This is a genomic window from Mycobacterium sp. SMC-18 (genome assembly GCF_045310895.1).
Lineage (GTDB): Bacteria > Actinomycetota > Actinomycetes > Mycobacteriales > Mycobacteriaceae > Mycobacterium.
Genome location: NZ_JBJIAL010000042.1, coordinates 1 through 16,306, shown reverse-complemented (window position 1 = coordinate 16,306; position 16,306 = coordinate 1). Strand labels below are relative to the sequence as shown.

The 16,306-nt window shown below is 67.1% G+C and carries 15 protein-coding genes; 8 read left to right on the top strand and 7 right to left on the bottom strand.

The genetic code is table 11. The features are described 5' to 3' along the window. The first annotated feature begins 12 nt into the window (after positions 1-12). Positions 13-2,079: an alpha-1,4-glucan--maltose-1-phosphate maltosyltransferase gene (locus tag ACJH6J_RS25180; RefSeq protein WP_406802735.1), complete on the top strand. Its 2,067-nt coding sequence runs from the start codon at positions 13-15 to the stop codon at positions 2,077-2,079. After that, a complete protein-coding gene (glgB, locus tag ACJH6J_RS25175) occupies positions 2,076-4,250 on the top strand; it encodes a 1,4-alpha-glucan branching protein GlgB (RefSeq protein ID WP_406802736.1) in 2,175 nt (724 codons plus the stop codon). Before ACJH6J_RS25180 ends, glgB begins: the two co-directional genes overlap by 4 nt. Positions 4,251-4,322: 72 nt before the next feature. On the opposite strand, the gene ACJH6J_RS25170 is transcribed toward glgB, so the two are convergent. Further along, positions 4,323-4,910, bottom strand: coding sequence for a TetR/AcrR family transcriptional regulator (locus ACJH6J_RS25170; protein WP_406802737.1), 588 nt, complete (start codon positions 4,908-4,910; stop codon positions 4,323-4,325). 43 nt (positions 4,911-4,953) lie between these two features. On the opposite strand from ACJH6J_RS25170, the gene ACJH6J_RS25165 reads away from it, so the two are divergent. Then, positions 4,954-5,775 (top strand): alpha/beta fold hydrolase, encoded by an 822-nt coding sequence (locus ACJH6J_RS25165; RefSeq protein WP_406802738.1) that lies wholly within the window; start codon positions 4,954-4,956, stop codon positions 5,773-5,775. A gap of 3 nt (positions 5,776-5,778) precedes the next feature. On the opposite strand, the gene ACJH6J_RS25160 is transcribed toward ACJH6J_RS25165, so the two are convergent. From ACJH6J_RS25160 to ACJH6J_RS25150, 3 genes are all read right to left on the bottom strand, one after another. After that, entirely contained in the window at positions 5,779-6,666 is an 888-nt protein-coding gene (locus ACJH6J_RS25160) for a tetratricopeptide repeat protein (protein WP_212812486.1), read from the bottom strand. A 13-nt stretch (positions 6,667-6,679) separates the two neighbouring features. Continuing rightward, on the bottom strand, positions 6,680-7,039 hold the full coding sequence (locus tag ACJH6J_RS25155; protein WP_318987096.1) for a DUF3817 domain-containing protein: 360 nt from the start codon (positions 7,037-7,039) through the stop codon (positions 6,680-6,682). A gap of 63 nt (positions 7,040-7,102) precedes the next feature. Beyond that, a complete protein-coding gene (locus ACJH6J_RS25150) occupies positions 7,103-8,284 on the bottom strand; it encodes an acetyl-CoA C-acetyltransferase (protein WP_318987095.1) in 1,182 nt (393 codons plus the stop codon). Between the two features lie 83 nt (positions 8,285-8,367). Between ACJH6J_RS25150 and mce the strand changes: the two genes are divergently transcribed. Beyond that, positions 8,368-8,844, top strand: coding sequence for a methylmalonyl-CoA epimerase (gene mce, locus ACJH6J_RS25145; RefSeq protein ID WP_406802739.1), 477 nt, complete (start codon positions 8,368-8,370; stop codon positions 8,842-8,844). 7 nt (positions 8,845-8,851) lie between these two features. Here the strand turns inward: mce and ACJH6J_RS25140 are convergent, their stop codons facing one another. Together ACJH6J_RS25140 and nucS are read right to left on the bottom strand one after the other, a co-directional pair. After that, a complete protein-coding gene (locus tag ACJH6J_RS25140) occupies positions 8,852-9,142 on the bottom strand; it encodes a hypothetical protein (RefSeq protein WP_406802746.1) in 291 nt (96 codons plus the stop codon). Next, the gene (gene nucS, locus ACJH6J_RS25135; protein WP_020102410.1) at positions 9,139-9,819 is read right to left on the bottom strand and encodes an endonuclease NucS; all 681 of its coding nucleotides are present in this window, start codon (positions 9,817-9,819) and stop codon (positions 9,139-9,141) included. Before nucS ends, ACJH6J_RS25140 begins: the two co-directional genes overlap by 4 nt. A gap of 64 nt (positions 9,820-9,883) precedes the next feature. On the opposite strand from nucS, the gene ACJH6J_RS25130 reads away from it, so the two are divergent. Together ACJH6J_RS25130 and ACJH6J_RS25125 are read left to right on the top strand one after the other, a co-directional pair. Next, positions 9,884-11,485: an adenylate/guanylate cyclase domain-containing protein gene (locus ACJH6J_RS25130; RefSeq protein WP_318987093.1), complete on the top strand. Its 1,602-nt coding sequence runs from the start codon at positions 9,884-9,886 to the stop codon at positions 11,483-11,485. A gap of 43 nt (positions 11,486-11,528) precedes the next feature. After that, entirely contained in the window at positions 11,529-11,825 is a 297-nt protein-coding gene (locus tag ACJH6J_RS25125; protein ID WP_406776204.1) for a hypothetical protein, read from the top strand. Position 11,826: 1 nt separating this feature from the next. Here the strand turns inward: ACJH6J_RS25125 and ACJH6J_RS25120 are convergent, their stop codons facing one another. Continuing rightward, positions 11,827-13,932: a DUF1214 domain-containing protein gene (locus tag ACJH6J_RS25120; protein ID WP_406802741.1), complete on the bottom strand. Its 2,106-nt coding sequence runs from the start codon at positions 13,930-13,932 to the stop codon at positions 11,827-11,829. 168 nt (positions 13,933-14,100) lie between these two features. Between ACJH6J_RS25120 and ACJH6J_RS25115 the strand changes: the two genes are divergently transcribed. Further along, positions 14,101-15,621 (top strand): DNA-3-methyladenine glycosylase 2 family protein, encoded by a 1,521-nt coding sequence (locus ACJH6J_RS25115; protein ID WP_406802742.1) that lies wholly within the window; start codon positions 14,101-14,103, stop codon positions 15,619-15,621. After that, positions 15,618-16,127, top strand: coding sequence for a methylated-DNA--[protein]-cysteine S-methyltransferase (locus ACJH6J_RS25110; RefSeq protein ID WP_406802743.1), 510 nt, complete (start codon positions 15,618-15,620; stop codon positions 16,125-16,127). The genes ACJH6J_RS25115 and ACJH6J_RS25110 overlap by 4 nt, the downstream gene beginning before the upstream one ends. The last annotated feature ends 179 nt before the right edge of the window (positions 16,128-16,306 follow it).

Genomic DNA, 16,306 nt, shown 5'->3' with positions numbered 1-16,306 from the left:
AGGAGTGATTTGGTGGCCGGTCGGATCGAGATCGACGACGTCGCACCAGTGGTGTCCGCAGGCCGATACCCCGCCAAGGCCGTGGTCGGCGAAGTGGTTCCGATCAGCGCGACCGTGTGGCGCGAAGGCCACGACGCTGTCGCCGCAACGCTGGTGGTGCGCTACCACGGCCCCCTCTACCCGCAGCTCGCCGAGACCCCGCCGGGTGCGACGCCGACGCCCGCCCCGCCGCGGGCCAAGGTCAAGCCGACCCGGCTGCCCATGGCCCCGGGCTTCACGCCCGACGTCTTCCACGGTCAGTTCACGCCGGACAGCGTCGGGCTGTGGACGTACCGCGTCGACGGCTGGGGCGACCCCATCGCGACCTGGCGGCACGCCATCACCGCCAAACTCGACGCCGGCCAGAGCGAGGCCGAGCTGTCGAACGACCTGTTGGTCGGCGCGGGCCTGCTGGAGCGCGCCGCCACGGCCGTCCCCCAGGACGACCGCGCCCCGCTGCTCGCCGCCGCGCGGCGGCTCCGGGAACCGGGCGACCCGTACATCCGTGCCGGCGCGGCGCTGGCGCCGGACGTGACAGACCTGCTGCGCAAGTACCCGTTGCGCGAATTGGTCACGCGCGGAGAGCAATACGGCATCTGGGTCGACAGGCCCCGGGCCCGGTTCAGCGCCTGGTACGAGCTCTTCCCCCGGTCCACCGGCGGCTGGGATGCCGACGGCAGGCCGGTGCACGGCACGTTCTCCACAACCGCGAAGGCCATCCCGCGCGTTGCCGCAATGGGTTTCGACGTCCTGTACCTGCCCCCGGTCCACCCGATCGGCAAGGTGCACCGCAAGGGCCCGAACAACAACGTGACCGCCGCGCCCGGCGACGTCGGCTCCCCGTGGGCCATCGGCAGTGACGAGGGCGGGCACGACGCGGTGCACCCGGACCTTGGCACCATCGACGAGTTCGACGACATGGTCGCCGCGGCCCGCGAAAACGGGCTCGAGGTGGCGCTCGACCTGGCGCTGCAATGCGCGCCGGATCACCCGTGGGCCAAGGACCATCCCGAGTGGTTCACCGTGTTGCCCGACGGCACCATCGCGTACGCCGAGAATCCGCCGAAGAAGTACCAGGACATCTATCCGCTGAACTTCGACAACGACCCGGCGGGCCTCTATGACGAGGTGCTGCGCGTCGTCAAGTTCTGGATGTCGCACGGCGTCAAGATCTTCCGGGTCGACAACCCGCACACCAAGCCCGCGAACTTCTGGGCCTGGCTCATCGGCCAGGCCAAGAACATCGATCCGGACGTACTGTTCCTGTCGGAGGCATTCACCCGCCCGGCGCGGCTCTACGGACTCGCGAAACTGGGCTTCACGCAGTCGTATACGTACTTCACATGGCGCACCGCCAAGTGGGAGATCACCGAGTTCGGCCAGGAGATCGCCAAGTACGCCGACTTCTACCGGCCCAACCTGTTCGTCAACACCCCCGACATCCTGCATGCCAGCCTGCAGCATGGCGGCCCGGGGATGTTCGCGATCCGCGCGGTGCTGGCGGCCACGCTGAGTTCGTCGTGGGGCGTCTACTCCGGCTACGAACTGTTCGAGCACCAGGCCGTGCGCGAGGGCAGCGAGGAGTACCTGGACTCCGAGAAGTACCAGCTGCGGCCACGGGACTTCGAGGCGGCGCTCGCCGGCGGTCGGTCCCTGGAGCCGCTGCTGACGCGGCTCAACGAGATTCGGCGCGTGCATCCGGCACTGAGCCAATTACGGACCATCAAGTTCCATCACGTCGACAACGATGCGTTGTTGGCATACAGCAAGTTCGACCCCGTTACCGGCGACACCGTCCTCGTTGTGCTGACGCTGAACCCATTCGGCCCGGAGCAGGCAACGCTCTGGCTGGACATGGGTGCCCTCGGCATGGAGGACCACGACCGGTTCTGGGTACGAGACGAGATCACCGGTGAGGAATATCAATGGGGCGCAGCAAATTACGTGCGACTAGACCCGAGCAAAGCGGTAGCGCACATACTGAACATGCCGCAAATCCCGTACGACAAGCGGCTGACTCTCCTGCGGAGACAACCGTGACGAGCCAGCTCCGACCACCCGCCGCCGACGTGGCCCGGCTGCTGGCCGGCGAGCACCACGATCCGCATTCCATCCTGGGCGCGCACGAGTACGGCAAGAGCACGGTCATCCGGGCGCTGCGGCCGCACGCTCTCGGGGTCACGGCGCTGATCGGCAAGAAGCGGTACCCGATGGAAGCCATCGAGGGCGGCCTGTTCGCGGTCGAAGTGCCGTTCGACAACCTGGCCGACTACCGGTTCGAGGTCGAGTACTCCGGCGACGTCGTGCACACGACGGCCGACCCGTACCGCTTCCTGCCGACGCTCGGCGACATGGACCTGCACCTGCTGGCCGAGGGCCGGCACGAGCGGCTGTGGGAAATCCTTGGCGCACAGCCTCGTTCGTTCAAGACACCCGACGGCGTGGTGGAGGGCTTCTCGTTCGCGGTGTGGGCGCCGAACGCCAAGGGCGTCAACCTGATCGGCGACTTCAATCATTGGGACGGCAGCGAGGCCCCGATGCGGGCACTCGGCTCCTCCGGGGTGTGGGAACTGTTCTGGCCCGGATTCGAAGTCGGCAGCCTCTACAAGTTCCGGATCCACGGCGGCAACGGCGCCGTCAGTGATCGCGCCGACCCGATGGCCTTCAGCACCGAGGTGCCGCCGCTCACCGCATCGAAAACCTTTGTCAGCTCCCATGTCTGGCAGGACGACGCCTGGATGGCCGCCCGGGCCGAGCTCAATCCGATCTTCGAGCCCATGAGCACCTACGAGGTGCACCTGATGTCCTGGCGGCCGGGGCTGAGCTACCGCGAACTGGCCGTCGAGCTCACCGAATACGTGGTGGCGCAGGGCTTCACACACGTCGAGCTGCTCCCCGTGGCCGAGCACCCGTTCGGCGGGTCCTGGGGATATCAGGTGACGTCGTACTACGCGCCGACGTCACGGCTCGGCACTCCCGACGACTTCCGCTATCTGGTCGACACGCTGCACCAGGCCGGCATCGGCGTCATCGTCGACTGGGTGCCGGCGCACTTCCCCAAGGACTCGTGGGCGCTGGGCCGTTTCGACGGCACGCCGCTGTACGAACACGCCGACCCCCGCCGTGGCGAGCAACTCGACTGGGGCACCTACGTTTTCGACTTCGGCCGCAACGAAGTCCGCAACTTCCTGGTCGCCAACGCGCTGTACTGGCTCGAGGAGTTCCACGTCGACGGTCTCCGCGTCGACGCCGTCGCCTCCATGCTGTACCTGGACTACTCGCGCCCCGAAGGTGGTTGGACTCCCAACATCTACGGCGGCCGGGAGAACCTGGAGGCGGTGCAGTTCCTGCAGGAGATGAACGCCACCGTCCACAAGCTGGTTCCCGGCATCGTCACCATCGCCGAGGAATCCACCTCGTGGCCCGGCGTCACCCGCCCGACAAACCTTGGCGGCCTTGGCTTCTCGATGAAGTGGAACATGGGGTGGATGAACGACACCCTGGACTACATCAGCCACGACCCGGTGCACCGCAGCTACCACCACCACGAGATGACGTTCTCGATGCTGTACGCCTACAGCGAGCACTACGTCCTACCGGTCAGCCACGACGAAGTCGTGCACGGCAAGGGCACACTGTGGACCCGGATGCCCGGCGGCGACCACGCCAAGGCGGCCGGCCTCCGTCAGCTGCTGGCCTACCAGTGGGCGCACCCGGGCAAGCAATTGCTGTTCATGGGACAGGAATTCGGCCAGCGCGCCGAATGGTCCGAGGAACGCGGGCTCGACTGGTTCCAGCTCGGCGAGCACAGCTTCTCCACCGGCGTGCAGCAGCTGGTGCGGGACATCAACGGCATCTACCGGGACAACCGCGCGCTGTGGTCCCGCGACAGCAGCCCCGAGGGCTACTCCTGGATCGATGCCAACGACTCCAACAGCAACGTGCTGAGCTTCCTGCGGTTCGGTGACGACGGGTCGGCGATCGCCTGCGTCTTCAACTTCTCCGGCAGCGAGCACTCGCAGTACCGGCTGGGCCTGCCGCACGCCGGGACGTGGCAGGAGCTGCTGAACACCGACGCGACCGTCTATCACGGCGCCGGCGCGGGCAACATGGGCGCGGTCGAGGCCACCGACGAACCTTGGCACGGCCGTCCCGCCTCCGCCGTCCTGGTCCTCCCGCCACTGTCGGCGCTCTGGCTCAAACCTGCCTGAGTTCCCTCCGTGAGGAGACGTAAAACTGTCGATTTGTGGGTGAAATCGACAGTTTTACGTCTGCTCGCGAGACTAGGTGCGCAGCCCGTCAAGCAGGCGACGCACCGCGGCACCGATGTCGCGGCGCGCGCGAACGGGATCAGGCGCGCCCGCGATCGCGGCCACGGCCTGGTTGCTGAGTCCCATCAGCAGCAGGGCCAGCGGTGAAATCGGCTGCGGCGCAAGCACACCCTGTTCCAGCAGGCTGACGAGACCGGCCTCGATATTGGCCAGGGTGTACCGCGCGTTGCGCTCCTGCCACTTCTGCCAGCCGAGCACCGCGGGCGCGTCGACCACGCGGATGCGCTGCAGCGGCGCATCGACCGCGGTGTCCAGCACGGCATCCCAGCCGGCGAGGAACACCGACCACGCGTCCTCGCCGCGGTCGGCCGCCGCCGCGGCAGCGGCCCGAACCCGCCCGCTCACCACCTGATCGGCACGGTCGAAGACCTCTTCGAAGAGCGCTTCCTTGTCCGCGAAATGGTGATAGAGCGAGCCACGGGTGACGCCGCTACGGCGGACGATCTCCTCGGTACCGGTCTGGTGGTAGCCCTGTTCGCCGAACAACTCGGTCGCGACTGCGACGAGCCGCTCCCGCGAATCCCCCTTGACGGTGACCATACAGGTTGTATGGTAGCAGCATACAACCTGTATGGAGGTCGCGATGACGACACTCGACACCCAAGTCCCGACCAGCCTCGGAGATCTGCACGTACATCGCACCGGGACAGGGCCTGCCGCCGTCTTGTGGCACAGCCTCTGGGTGGACTCACGCAGCTGGGGTCCGCTCGTCGACACCCTCGCCGCCCAGCGACAGGTGGTGACCATCGACGGACCCGGATACGGCACGAGCAGCCCCATCCGCCGGGATTTCACCCTCGACGAATGTGCAAGTGCCGCAGGCGAAGTGATCGACGCACTCGGTTTCGATACCGTCGACTGGATCGGCAACGCCTGGGGCGGACACGTCGGCATCACGCTGGCCGCGACCCAACCGCACCGGCTGCGCAGCCTGACCACCATCGCCGCCCCGCTGCGGCCCGTCAGCCGACGTCAGCGCTGGACCCAGACGTACCCGCTCGCCGTCGCCTACCGGCTGCTCGGACCCGATCCCCTGCTGACCAGGATTCTGTTCGACGTGCTTCTCGGTGGCGCCGACACCACGCGCACCGATCAGGCGGCCGAGCTCGAAGCCGCGTTCCGCGCAATGGACCGCGAATCAGTAAGGCGCACAATCCAATACATGCACAGCTGGCATGCGCTGACCGAGCAGATCACCGCCGTCACCGTCCCGACGCTGCTGATGACCGGCGATCTCGGCGACCAGCACTGGAGCCCCGCCCACGCCCGCGCCACGGCCGCCACCATGCCCGACGCACGCGTCGTCGCACTCACCGGCGCCGGACACGTCGGCCCGCTGTTGGTCGACACCGACCTGATCGCTCAAGCCGTCACCGACTTCTGGGCCTCTGTGCCGGCTCAGTGATGCCTAGTAGAGCGCGTTGGCGAGATTGCGCCGGCCCGCGATGACCTCGGGGTCGGCCGGGTCGAACAGGTCGAACAACTCGATGAGCCGGGTCCGCACGCGGGTGCGGTCGTCGCCCGAGGTCTTCTTGATGAGTGCGATGAGCCGATTGAACGCGCCGTCGACGTCACGCTGGAAGAGCTGCACGTCGGCGGCGGCGAAAGCCAGGTCGATGTCGTCGGGCGAGGCATCGGCGAGACGCACGGCCTCCGGCCGCTGCGCGGACGCACGCTGCAGGAAGGCGATCTGCTGCACGGCGCCCTTGGCCTCGACGTGGTTCGGGTCGGCATCGAGGATCGCCTGGTACGCAGCCAGGGCGCCGTCGAAATCGCCGCTGTCGAGGAACTCGCGGGCCTGTGCGAGTGCGGGGTCGACCTGCTCGTCCTCGCCCTCGCCGCCGCCACCGAGCTTGCCGGCCGTCGCCTGCAGCAGCGAGTCCACCCAGCGCCGCAGCTGGTCGGCCGGCTGGCCACCCTCGAAGCTCGTGATCGGCTGGCCGCCGGCGAGCGCGACGACCGTCGGGACGCCCTGGATGCCGAACATCTGGGCAATGCGCGGAGAGGTGTCGACGTTCACGGTGCCGAACGACCACTTGCCGCCATCCTCGGCGGCCAGCGCGGACAGGGTCTGCCCCAGCTGGACGCTCGAGTCGCTGCGCGGCGACCACAGCAGCACGACGACCGGTACCTCACCGGAGCGGATCAGCACCTCGGCTTCGAGATTGGCCTCGGTGATCTCGATACCACCGGGTGCGCCACCGGCACCGGCAGCACCTTCAGCGGGACGGTTTTTGAGCGCGGAGAGGTCCACCGCGCCAGCCAGCGCGGGACCGATAGGACGCGGACGAGTCACGCTCTCCAGTTTGTCACGCGACGGCCGACGTCTCCGGTTCGGCCTCTGCGGCAGCGGCACCGACTGCCAACGCCCCGTTGCGCTCGGCCCAGCGCAGGAAGACCACACTGGCCAGCGGCACGATGCTGGACACCGCCGCAGCCACCCACGTCACGAGCGACCAGCGCGCGGCCCAGCCGACCACCAGCCCGGTGGCCACGAACGCCAGGAACACCACGCCGTGGACCATGCCGAAGATCTGCACGCCGATCTCGGTGCGTGGCGTACCGAGGTACTTGAAGTACATGCCGGTCAGCAGCCCGACCCAGCTGACGGCCTCGGCCAGAGCGATCAAACGAAACCAGCCCGCCACCCGGGGCACAACAGCGTTCATGGCGCCATTGTGCCCGAGTGACGGGCTGACTACTACGAGGCGTAGTTCACACCTCGCGGGAAACTACGGACGACGCAGGATCAGGGCGTCACCCTGGCCACCGGCGCCGCACAGCGCGGCGACGGCGTAGCCCGAACCCTTGCGGGCCAGCTCCAGCGCCGCGTGCAGCGTGATACGGGCACCGGACATGCCGATCGGGTGACCGATGGCGATGGCGCCACCGTTGACGTTGACCTTGGCGCCGTCGACGCCCAGCTCCTTGGTCGAGGCCAGCGACACCGCCGCGAAGGCCTCGTTGATCTCGATGACGTCGAGCTGGTCGACGGTGATGCCCTCGCGCTCGACGGCCTTCTTGATGGCGTTGGCCGGCTGGCTCTGCAGCGTCGAGTCCGGGCCGGCGACGACGCCGTGCGCGCCGATCTCACACAGCCAGGTCAGGCCGAGCGACTCGGCCTTCTCCTTGCTCATGACCACGACGGCGCAGGCGCCGTCGGAGATCTGCGACGACGAGCCCGCGGTGATGGTGCCGTCCTTGCGGAACGCCGGCTTCAGGCCACCGAGCGACTCGGCGGTGGTGTTGCCGCGGATGCCCTCGTCCTCGGCGAACTCGATCGGGTCGCCCTTGCGCTGCGGAATCGACACCGGAACCACCTCGTCGGCAAAGACGCCGTCCTTCCACGCGGCCGCGGCCTTCTGGTGCGACTGCGCGGCGAACTCGTCCTGCTCGGCACGGGTGAACTTGTCCTGATCGTTGCGCTGCTCGGTCAGGGCGCCCATCGGCTGGTCGGTGAACACGTCGTGCAGGCCGTCGTACGCCAGGTGATCCAGCGCGGTGACGTTGCCGTACTTGTAGCCCTCACGGCTCTTCGGCAGCAGGTGCGGGGCCTGGCTCATGGACTCCTGGCCACCGGCCACCACGACCTCGAACTCCCCGGCGCGAATCAGCTGGTCAGCGAGCGCGATCGCATCGATGCCCGACAGGCACATCTTGTTGATGGACAGCGACGGCACGTCCCACGGGATGCCGCCGCCGACGGCCGCCTGGCGGGCCGGCATCTGCCCGGCACCGGCGGTCAGGACCTGGCCCATGATCACGTAATCGACCAGCGAGGCGTCGACGCCGGCCTTCTCGAGCGCGCCCTTGATCGCGATGGCACCCAGGTCGCTACCCGAGAAGTCCTTCAGCGAACCCATCAGTTTGCCAACTGGAGTGCGGGCTCCAGCAACAATTACCGAGGTCGTCATTTCCATCCTCCAACAAATCTGTAACGGCTAATGTGGCCGATCCCACAGGCGCAAATTCGGTCGTATCAGGTTACCTTTACGTTATGACCACCGAACACGTCGATGCCCGTCCGGCGCTGGCCAGCGCCCTCGTGACCGCTATTGATCACGTCGGGATCGCCGTGCCGGATCTGGACGTCGCCATCCGGTGGTACCACGACCACCTCGGCATGATCGTCCTGCACGAAGAGGTCAACGAGGACCAGGGCGTCCGTGAGGCCATGCTCTCCGTCCGTGGCGCGCCCGTCGGCAGCGCACAGATTCAGCTGCTGGCCCCGCTCGACGAGAAGTCGACCATCGCCAAGTTCATCGACACCCGCGGCCCCGGCCTGCAGCAGCTGGCCTACCGGACCAGCGACATCGACGCCCTGTCCGAGCGTCTGCGCGCCGACGGCGTCCGCCTGCTGTACGAAGCCCCGCGCCGCGGCACCGCCGACTCGCGCATCAACTTCATCCACCCGAAGGATGCCGGCGGCGTGCTGATCGAACTGGTCGAGCCGGCCAAGGATGCCGAGCACTGAGCTCGAGCTAGGACCACCTTCGCGTCGGTCCCCGGTTGCCCCGGTTCGCCCAGCACGGCGTGTGCCAATGCCGGCGGTCTTCGGCGTCGTCGACCCGCAGCACGACCACATGCGCTGTGCCCGGGCGGATTTCGTGATCGCATCCCGGGCACCGATAGGTCTTGACCGCGCGGGAACCGGCGACGGCCCGCACCTCGTAGTCATACCCGTCGGGCCCGGTCTCCACCCGGCGCGACGACAGCCCGAGCAGTGGCGGCGGATCGCGCCGAGGCCGCTCCGGACGTCGCCGAGGCATCAGAACAACCGGAACTCGTCGTTGTCCATGCCGCGCATCTTGTCGTAGTCCAAAGTGACGCAACGGATTCCACGGTCCGTGGCGAGTGTGCGCGCCTGCGGCTTGATCTGCTGAGCGGCGAACACCCCGGCCACCGGCGCCAGCACGCTGTCCCGGTTGAGCAGATCCAGGTACCGCGTCAGCTGCTCGACGCCGTCGATCTCACCACGCCGTTTGATCTCCACCGCGACCGACGCACCGGTCTCGTCGCGGCACAACAGGTCGACCGGACCGATCGGCGTCGGATATTCGCGGCGCACCAACGTGTAGCCGACACCCAGCAGCTCGACATGCTCGGCGAGCAGCTCCTGCAGGTGCGCCTCCACACCGTCCTTCACCAGGCCGGGATCGACCCCGAGCTCATGGCTGGAGTCGTGCTCGATGTCCTCGACCGTGATCCGTAGCTGCTCACCGGCCTTGTTCTCGACGACCCAGACCAGAGCCGAAACGCCGTCCACCGGCGCCTCCTCGACGGTCCAGCACGGCGGCGTCATCCAGTTCAGCGGCTTGTAGGCGCGGTCGTCGGCGTGCACGCTCACCGATCCGTCCGCCTTGAACAACAGGAGGCGACGGGCCGACGGCAGATGTGCGGTCAAACGTCCGACGTAGTCAACGGTGCACTGGGCGATCACGAGACGCACCCGAACCACCTTAGGGGTATTGAATCCCGGTCCGGACCCGCCCCACGAACTAGGCTGACGGCCAATGACTGCGGACCAGACCGGGACGACGCGCCTGGCACGGATACGGGAAGCCATCACCCCGCGTAGCAGCCTGCAGGCCACACCCGAATACGGATCGTGGATTCTGGGCCGCGTTTCCGAGACCCAGCGCCGGCGACGCATCCGCATCCAACTCATCCTGACCACCTTCGTGATCGTCGCGAACATGATCGGCGTCGGCGTCTCGATCCTCATCGAGACGGTGCTGTTCCCGACCCCCAACGTCTTCCGGGCCGATGTCTGGTGGATCACCACCATCGTGGCGCCCGCGTACATCGTGTTCGCCTTCCTCGTGGGCGTGGTGTGGGCGACCAACAGGGTGATCCAGAGCGTGCGCTGGGCCATCGAAGAACGCACGCCGACGGTCGAGGACCAGCGCAACACCTTCCGCGCCCCGGGCCAGCTGACGCGCGTGCTGCTCTCCCTGTGGGGCGCCGGCGCCGTACTGCTGACGACGCTCTACGCGATGCATGACACCCAGTTCATCCCCAAACTGCTGCTGGGCGTCACGTTCCCCGGCATCGTCGTATCCACCAGCTGCAACCTGTACACCGAGTTCGCGCTGCGCCCCGTTGCCGCCGACGCCCTGCAGGCCGGCCGGCCGCCGTCGCGGCTGTCACCGGGCATCATGGGCCGGACCATGGTCGTCTGGGCGTTCGGTTCCGGCGTGCCGATGCTGGGCGTGCTGCTGGCCGCGGTGTTCGCCTTGACCCAAAGCACGCTCACGCCAACCCAATTCGCGTTCGCCGTCCTGGTGCTCGCGGTGTTCGCGTTGGTCTTCGGCGCCTTGCTGATGTGGATCGTGGCCTGGCTGACGGCCAGCCCGATCCGCATTGTGCGACAGGCACTCAGCCGAGTCGAGCAGGGCGACCTGACCACGGATCTGGTCGTCTTCGACGGCACCGAACTGGGCCAGCTGCAACGCGGATTCAACTCGATGGTGCACGGGCTCCGCGAACGCGAACGCGTACGCGACCTGTTCGGCCGGCACGTCGGACGTGAGGTCGCGGCGCTCGCCGAACAGGAGAAGCCGCAACTCGGCGGCGAAGAGCGGCACGCCGCGGTGATCTTCGTCGACGTCATCGGCTCCACCCAGCTGGTGACCAGCCGCCCGGCCGTCGAGGTCGTCGACCTCCTGAACCGCTTCTTCGCCGTCATCGTCGACGAGGTGGACCGGCACCACGGGTTCGTCAACAAGTTCGAGGGCGACGCGGTGCTGGCGGTGTTCGGCGCGCCGGTATCGCTGCAGTGCACCGAGGGTGACGCGCTCGCCGCCGCCCGGGCCATCGCGTCACGCCTGCGCGACGAAGTGCCCGAACTGCAGGCCGGCCTCGGGGTCGCGGCCGGCACCGTGGTGGCCGGCAACGTCGGGGCCAAGGAGCGGTTCGAGTACACGGTCATCGGTGAACCGGTCAACGAGGCGGCCCGCCTGTGCGAGCTCGCCAAGTCGGTACCGGGGCAGCTGGCGGCCGCCGCGGACATGCTCGACGCGGTCAGCGAATCCGAAAGAGCGCACTGGGCATTGGGCGACACCGTGACGCTGCGTGGCCTGTCCGAACCGACGCAGTTGGCGATCCTGGCCTGAAATTCACATCTGCTTCACACAGATCCGGAGGATCATGGTGAGCATGAAGCGATATCCCGTCATGGCTGCAGCTGTCGGTGCGCTCGCCGTGGCGTTCGCGCTCGCTCCGCAGGCGGCGGCCGATCCCACCCTCGACACCGGGGGCTCGGCGGCCGACGTCATCAACAACCTCCAGGCCGAGGGCTACCTCGTACAGATCAACTGGACCAACGGTTTCGACGTCAAACCGCTCAACATCTGCTGGGTCACCGGCGTGAACAACCCGGGCAACTTCAAGCCGGGCGGCCCGGTGGCCGCGACCGTCTACGTCGACGTGCAGTGCCCGAACCACGAGTGGTGAATCACACCTGCGGGTAAGGCGCGAAGCGCTTGTCGTAGCCGGCCTTCCGCTCATCCAGTGCCGCTTGCCGTTGCGCCGCAGTGACATACACCGTCCCGGCCGGCAGCACGCTACCGAGATCACTGAGCGCCACCACCTGCGAACTCACCTTCGGCAGGTTGGTACCCGTGGTGTCGATGTCCTGAAAGCGGATCGAGATGGTCCCCTGGTTGAGGCCACCGGTGGACACCCAGTTCGCCACACCGGGATCGGTCGGCGACACCACGATGGTGTAGCTGCCGTCCGCATTGGCCACCGACTGCGCGATGTTCAGGCTGGTCTGCTGATCCCAGTAGTTCTTGGTGATGGTCCAGTCGTTGGTCACCGGGACCACGAAGTAGCCGGCGTCGCCGGGCTTGATGGTCAGCACCAGCGCCTGGTCGTCGGCCAGTTGGAAGTATCCCGGGCTCTGCACCTGGGTCGACAGGAACGTCGCGTTGCTCTCGGGATCGGTGAAGACGTTGGGCGGCTTCGTCTTTCCCGACGAATCCTTCGTCGCCACATCCATGTACTGCGGTTCCATCCGCAACCCGAGCGCCAGGATCACCGACGCCTCCAAACCCTGCAGGAACCGCGGCATCACCGGAAGCGGCGGGACCAGCGAGACCAGGTTGGTCAGGAACGGGTTGCCGGAGACAGCCGGGCCCAGACCGGGAATGTCGAAGCCGCCGATCTGCGCGAACAGACTGTTGCGCGGGCCGCTGACCCGTTCGATGGACAAGCTCATCGGATCCTGGGTGTTCCAGTCCGACAGGGTGTTCCGCGCGACGATCAAGGTCGTGTCGGTCGGAATCTGCAGATGGTTGGTCTGGCCCGGCTCGGCCGGACGCGAACTCACCGTCACGGTGAAGCTACCGTCCGGGTTGATCTGCATGTCCTTGGCGTTGAGTACCGCGGCCGTCTTGCCGCCGAGGCCCGTCAGCACGCTGAAGGTCGTCTCCGCCGGGCGCCCCCCCGGGCCGAACTTCCCGCTGATCACGTACGTGGACGTCGAATTGACCGCCATCATCCGGTAGATGGTGTCCGGGTTGTCGTACAGGATACGCGTGCCGGTGATCGCCTGGCCGAACCAATCATGCGGCGGCATAACCATTTCCAGCACCGTCGGCCGCATCGGGTTGAGCAGCTGGTACTCCATGGCGGCCTGCTGGGCGTATTCGTCCACCGCCTGGTTCAGCTGGTCCAGGTTCTCCTGGTCCGGTCCGCCCACTTGGGAGTACTGCTGCTTGGCGTTCAGCTGGAACGCAAACTTGATGATCGCCTTCATGATCTGCATCGGCACCGTCTTCACGATGGCGGTGGCTTTCCGCTCGGCGGCCAACTGCTGCGACGTGCCGAGCACCGTGGGCACGCTCTGCAGCGACGACGGCGCGGCCGCCAATGCCGTTGTCGCGGAGGTGGATGCCGTCTCGCGGCGGGTGACGCCGAGCAGCGCGGACAACGCGGCGTTCTGCAGTGGCGCGACGGGGTTCCCGGACGCGTTCGCCGCCCCGTTGAGGCCCACGGCCGAGAGCGCGTGCGACACCGCCGCTCTCGCCGCTGCGACGGGCGCACCCAGTGCCGCCACCGGCGCGACCGCGTGCAGGCGCGGCACAGAGCTCACGGGCGCGTCCGCCTTGGCCGTCGCGGCCACCTGCGGCTTCGTCGGCTTCTGAGCCGAGGTCACGACCGGCGTCCTGGTGACCTTTTTGGTCGCGGGTTTCGCGTCGGGCTCAGATGTCTTGCCGGTGTCGGTCGCATCCTTCGCAGCCGACGGCTTTTCCACATCCGCCTGCGCCGCGGGCCGCTTCGACGACTTCTTACCCGGATTCACGATGCCAGGACGCTTGGTGCCCTTGTCCTTCTTCGGCTTGCTCGTGTCGGTCTTGTCTCCGTCGCTCTTGGCCGGACTCTCGCTCTTGGCATGAGTGTCCGACGGCGCCCCCGCGGCGTCACTCGGAGCGGCGAAGGCGATGCCAGGGCTGCTCGCCACTGCCGCGCCGATCCCCAGGGCGACCGCCAAGGCGCCAACGCGGCCCACGAATCTGGCTGCGCCAGTTGACAACTCATCACGACTGTTGATCGACATGCAACTCCCCTGAACCCCGAGACCCCGACTAGAACGCGTTCCAGTTATAACAGGGCGGAACTCGCACGTCAGCCATTTACGAGACAAATGATTAAATATGTCTCGCCAGCCACGTTGATGTCGATTTTCCGCTAGTACTCGAGTCTGCCGCATGACATTGTCGAAGACATGTACGACGACTTCGACCGCTGCTACCGGGCAGTCCAATCCAAGGACGCGCGGTTCGACGGTTGGTTCGTCACGGCCGTCCTCACCACGGGTATCTATTGCCGCCCCAGTTGCCCTGTCCGGCCGCCGTTCGCCCGCAACGTCCGCTTCTACCCGACCGCCGCGGCAGCGCAGCGGGCCGGCTTCCGGGCCTGCAAGCGCTGTCGACCCGACGCATCACCGGGGTCACCGGAGTGGAACATCCGCACCGACGTCGTCGCCCGCGCCATGCGACTGATCACCGACGGCACCGTCGATCGCGAGGGCGTCACCGGACTGGCCGCCAGACTCGGCTACACCACTCGACAACTCGAGCGCCTGCTCCAGGCCGAGGTCGGCGCGAACCCGTTGGCGCTCGCCCGCGCCCAACGGAGCCAGACCGCGCGGGTACTCATCGAGACCACGAAACTGCCCTTCGGTGACGTCGCGTTCGCCGCGGGATTCTCCAGCATCCGCCAGTTCAACGACACCATTCGCGAAGTCTGCGCACTGACGCCGACCGAACTCCGGCAACGGGCCCAAGCGCGCTTCGAACCCAACGAAACCCCCGGCACGGGAACACTTTCCGTCCGGCTACCGGTGCGGACACCCTTCGCCTACGAGGGAGTGTTCGGCCACCTGGCGGCCGGTGCGGTGCCCGGCGTCGAAGAGGTGCACGACGGCGCGTTCCGGCGCACCCTGCGGCTCCCCAACGGCACCGGCATAGTCGGGTTGTCGCCACGCGTGGACCACGTGCAGTGCACGCTGATCCTCGACGACTTCCGGGATCTGGCCACCGCCATCGCCCGCTGCCGGCGACTCCTGGACCTCGACGCCGATCCTGAGGCCGTCATCGATGTCCTCAATGCCGACCGGCACCTTGCCCCTATCGTCGCCAAGGCGCCCGGGCAGCGCATCCCCCGCACGGTCGACGAGAACGAGTTGGCACTACGGGTGGTGATCGGTCAGCAGGTGTCCATGAAGGCCGCTGCGACACACACGCGTCGGCTGGCACTGGCGTACGGCACGACGATCAACGACCCGGTGGGCACCCTGACCCATGTCTTCCCGTCCGTCACGCAACTGGCCGAGATCGATCCGAGCCACCTGGCCTTCCCCGAATCCCGCCGGCGCACGCTCGTGGCGCTGATCGATGCACTCGCGGCCGGCACCCTCGAGCTCGACGCCGGATCGGACTGGCTGCAGGCGAGAACTCAGTTGGCCGAACTGCCCGGTATCGGACCATGGACCGCCGAGGTGATCGCAATGCGGGGACTCGGCGATCCGGATGCGTTTCCGGCCAGCGACCTCGGCGTTCAGGCTGCAGCCAAACAAGCTGGGCTGCCGGACAATTCACGCCGGCTGATCGAGCACAGTGCGCACTGGCGCCCATGGCGCGCCTACGCCACCCAATACCTGTGGACCTCCCTGGATCACGCGGTCAACCAGTGGCCGCCCCTGACCGCCAACCCACCGCAATCACCACAACAGGAGCAGGCATGACCGCCACGTTGCAGACCAGGACGATGCAGAGCCCGGTCGGAACCATCACGATCGCCGGTCGCGACGGACGCATCCGGCACCTGCGGATGGACGATCAGACATATGAGCCCAGCCATGAGGGCTGGGAGCCCGATGAGTCGGCATTTCCAGAGGCCGTCGAGCAACTCACCGCGTACTTCGCCGGCGAACTCCAGGAGTTCGATCTGGAACTCGACCTCGTCGGCACGGAATTCCAGCGACGGGTCTGGGGTGCATTGTTGACCATCTCGTACGGCGAAACGCGTTCATATGGCGAAATCGCTTTACAGGTCGGATCACCGGGTGCTTCACGAGCCGTCGGATTGGCGAATGGACACAATCCCGTCGGCATCATCGTGCCCTGCCATCGCGTTATCGGGGCAAATGGCAGCCTGACCGGATATGGCGGCGGACTGGACCGTAAGAGGCTGCTGCTCGATCTGGAAAAGAGCCGATCAGGAGCAGAAGAGCCGACGCTGTTCGACTGATGAATGCCATTTCGGCGCCACGTATTGCCGCGGCGCCGAAATGCAAAAACGTCCTGAACGCAAAAATGCCTCAGCCCCCCGATTTTCATCGGGGGGCTGAGGTAATTTGTGTTCGGCGGTGTCCTACTTTTCCGCCCGTGCAGGGCAGTATCATCGGCGCTGGCAGGCTTAGCTTCCGG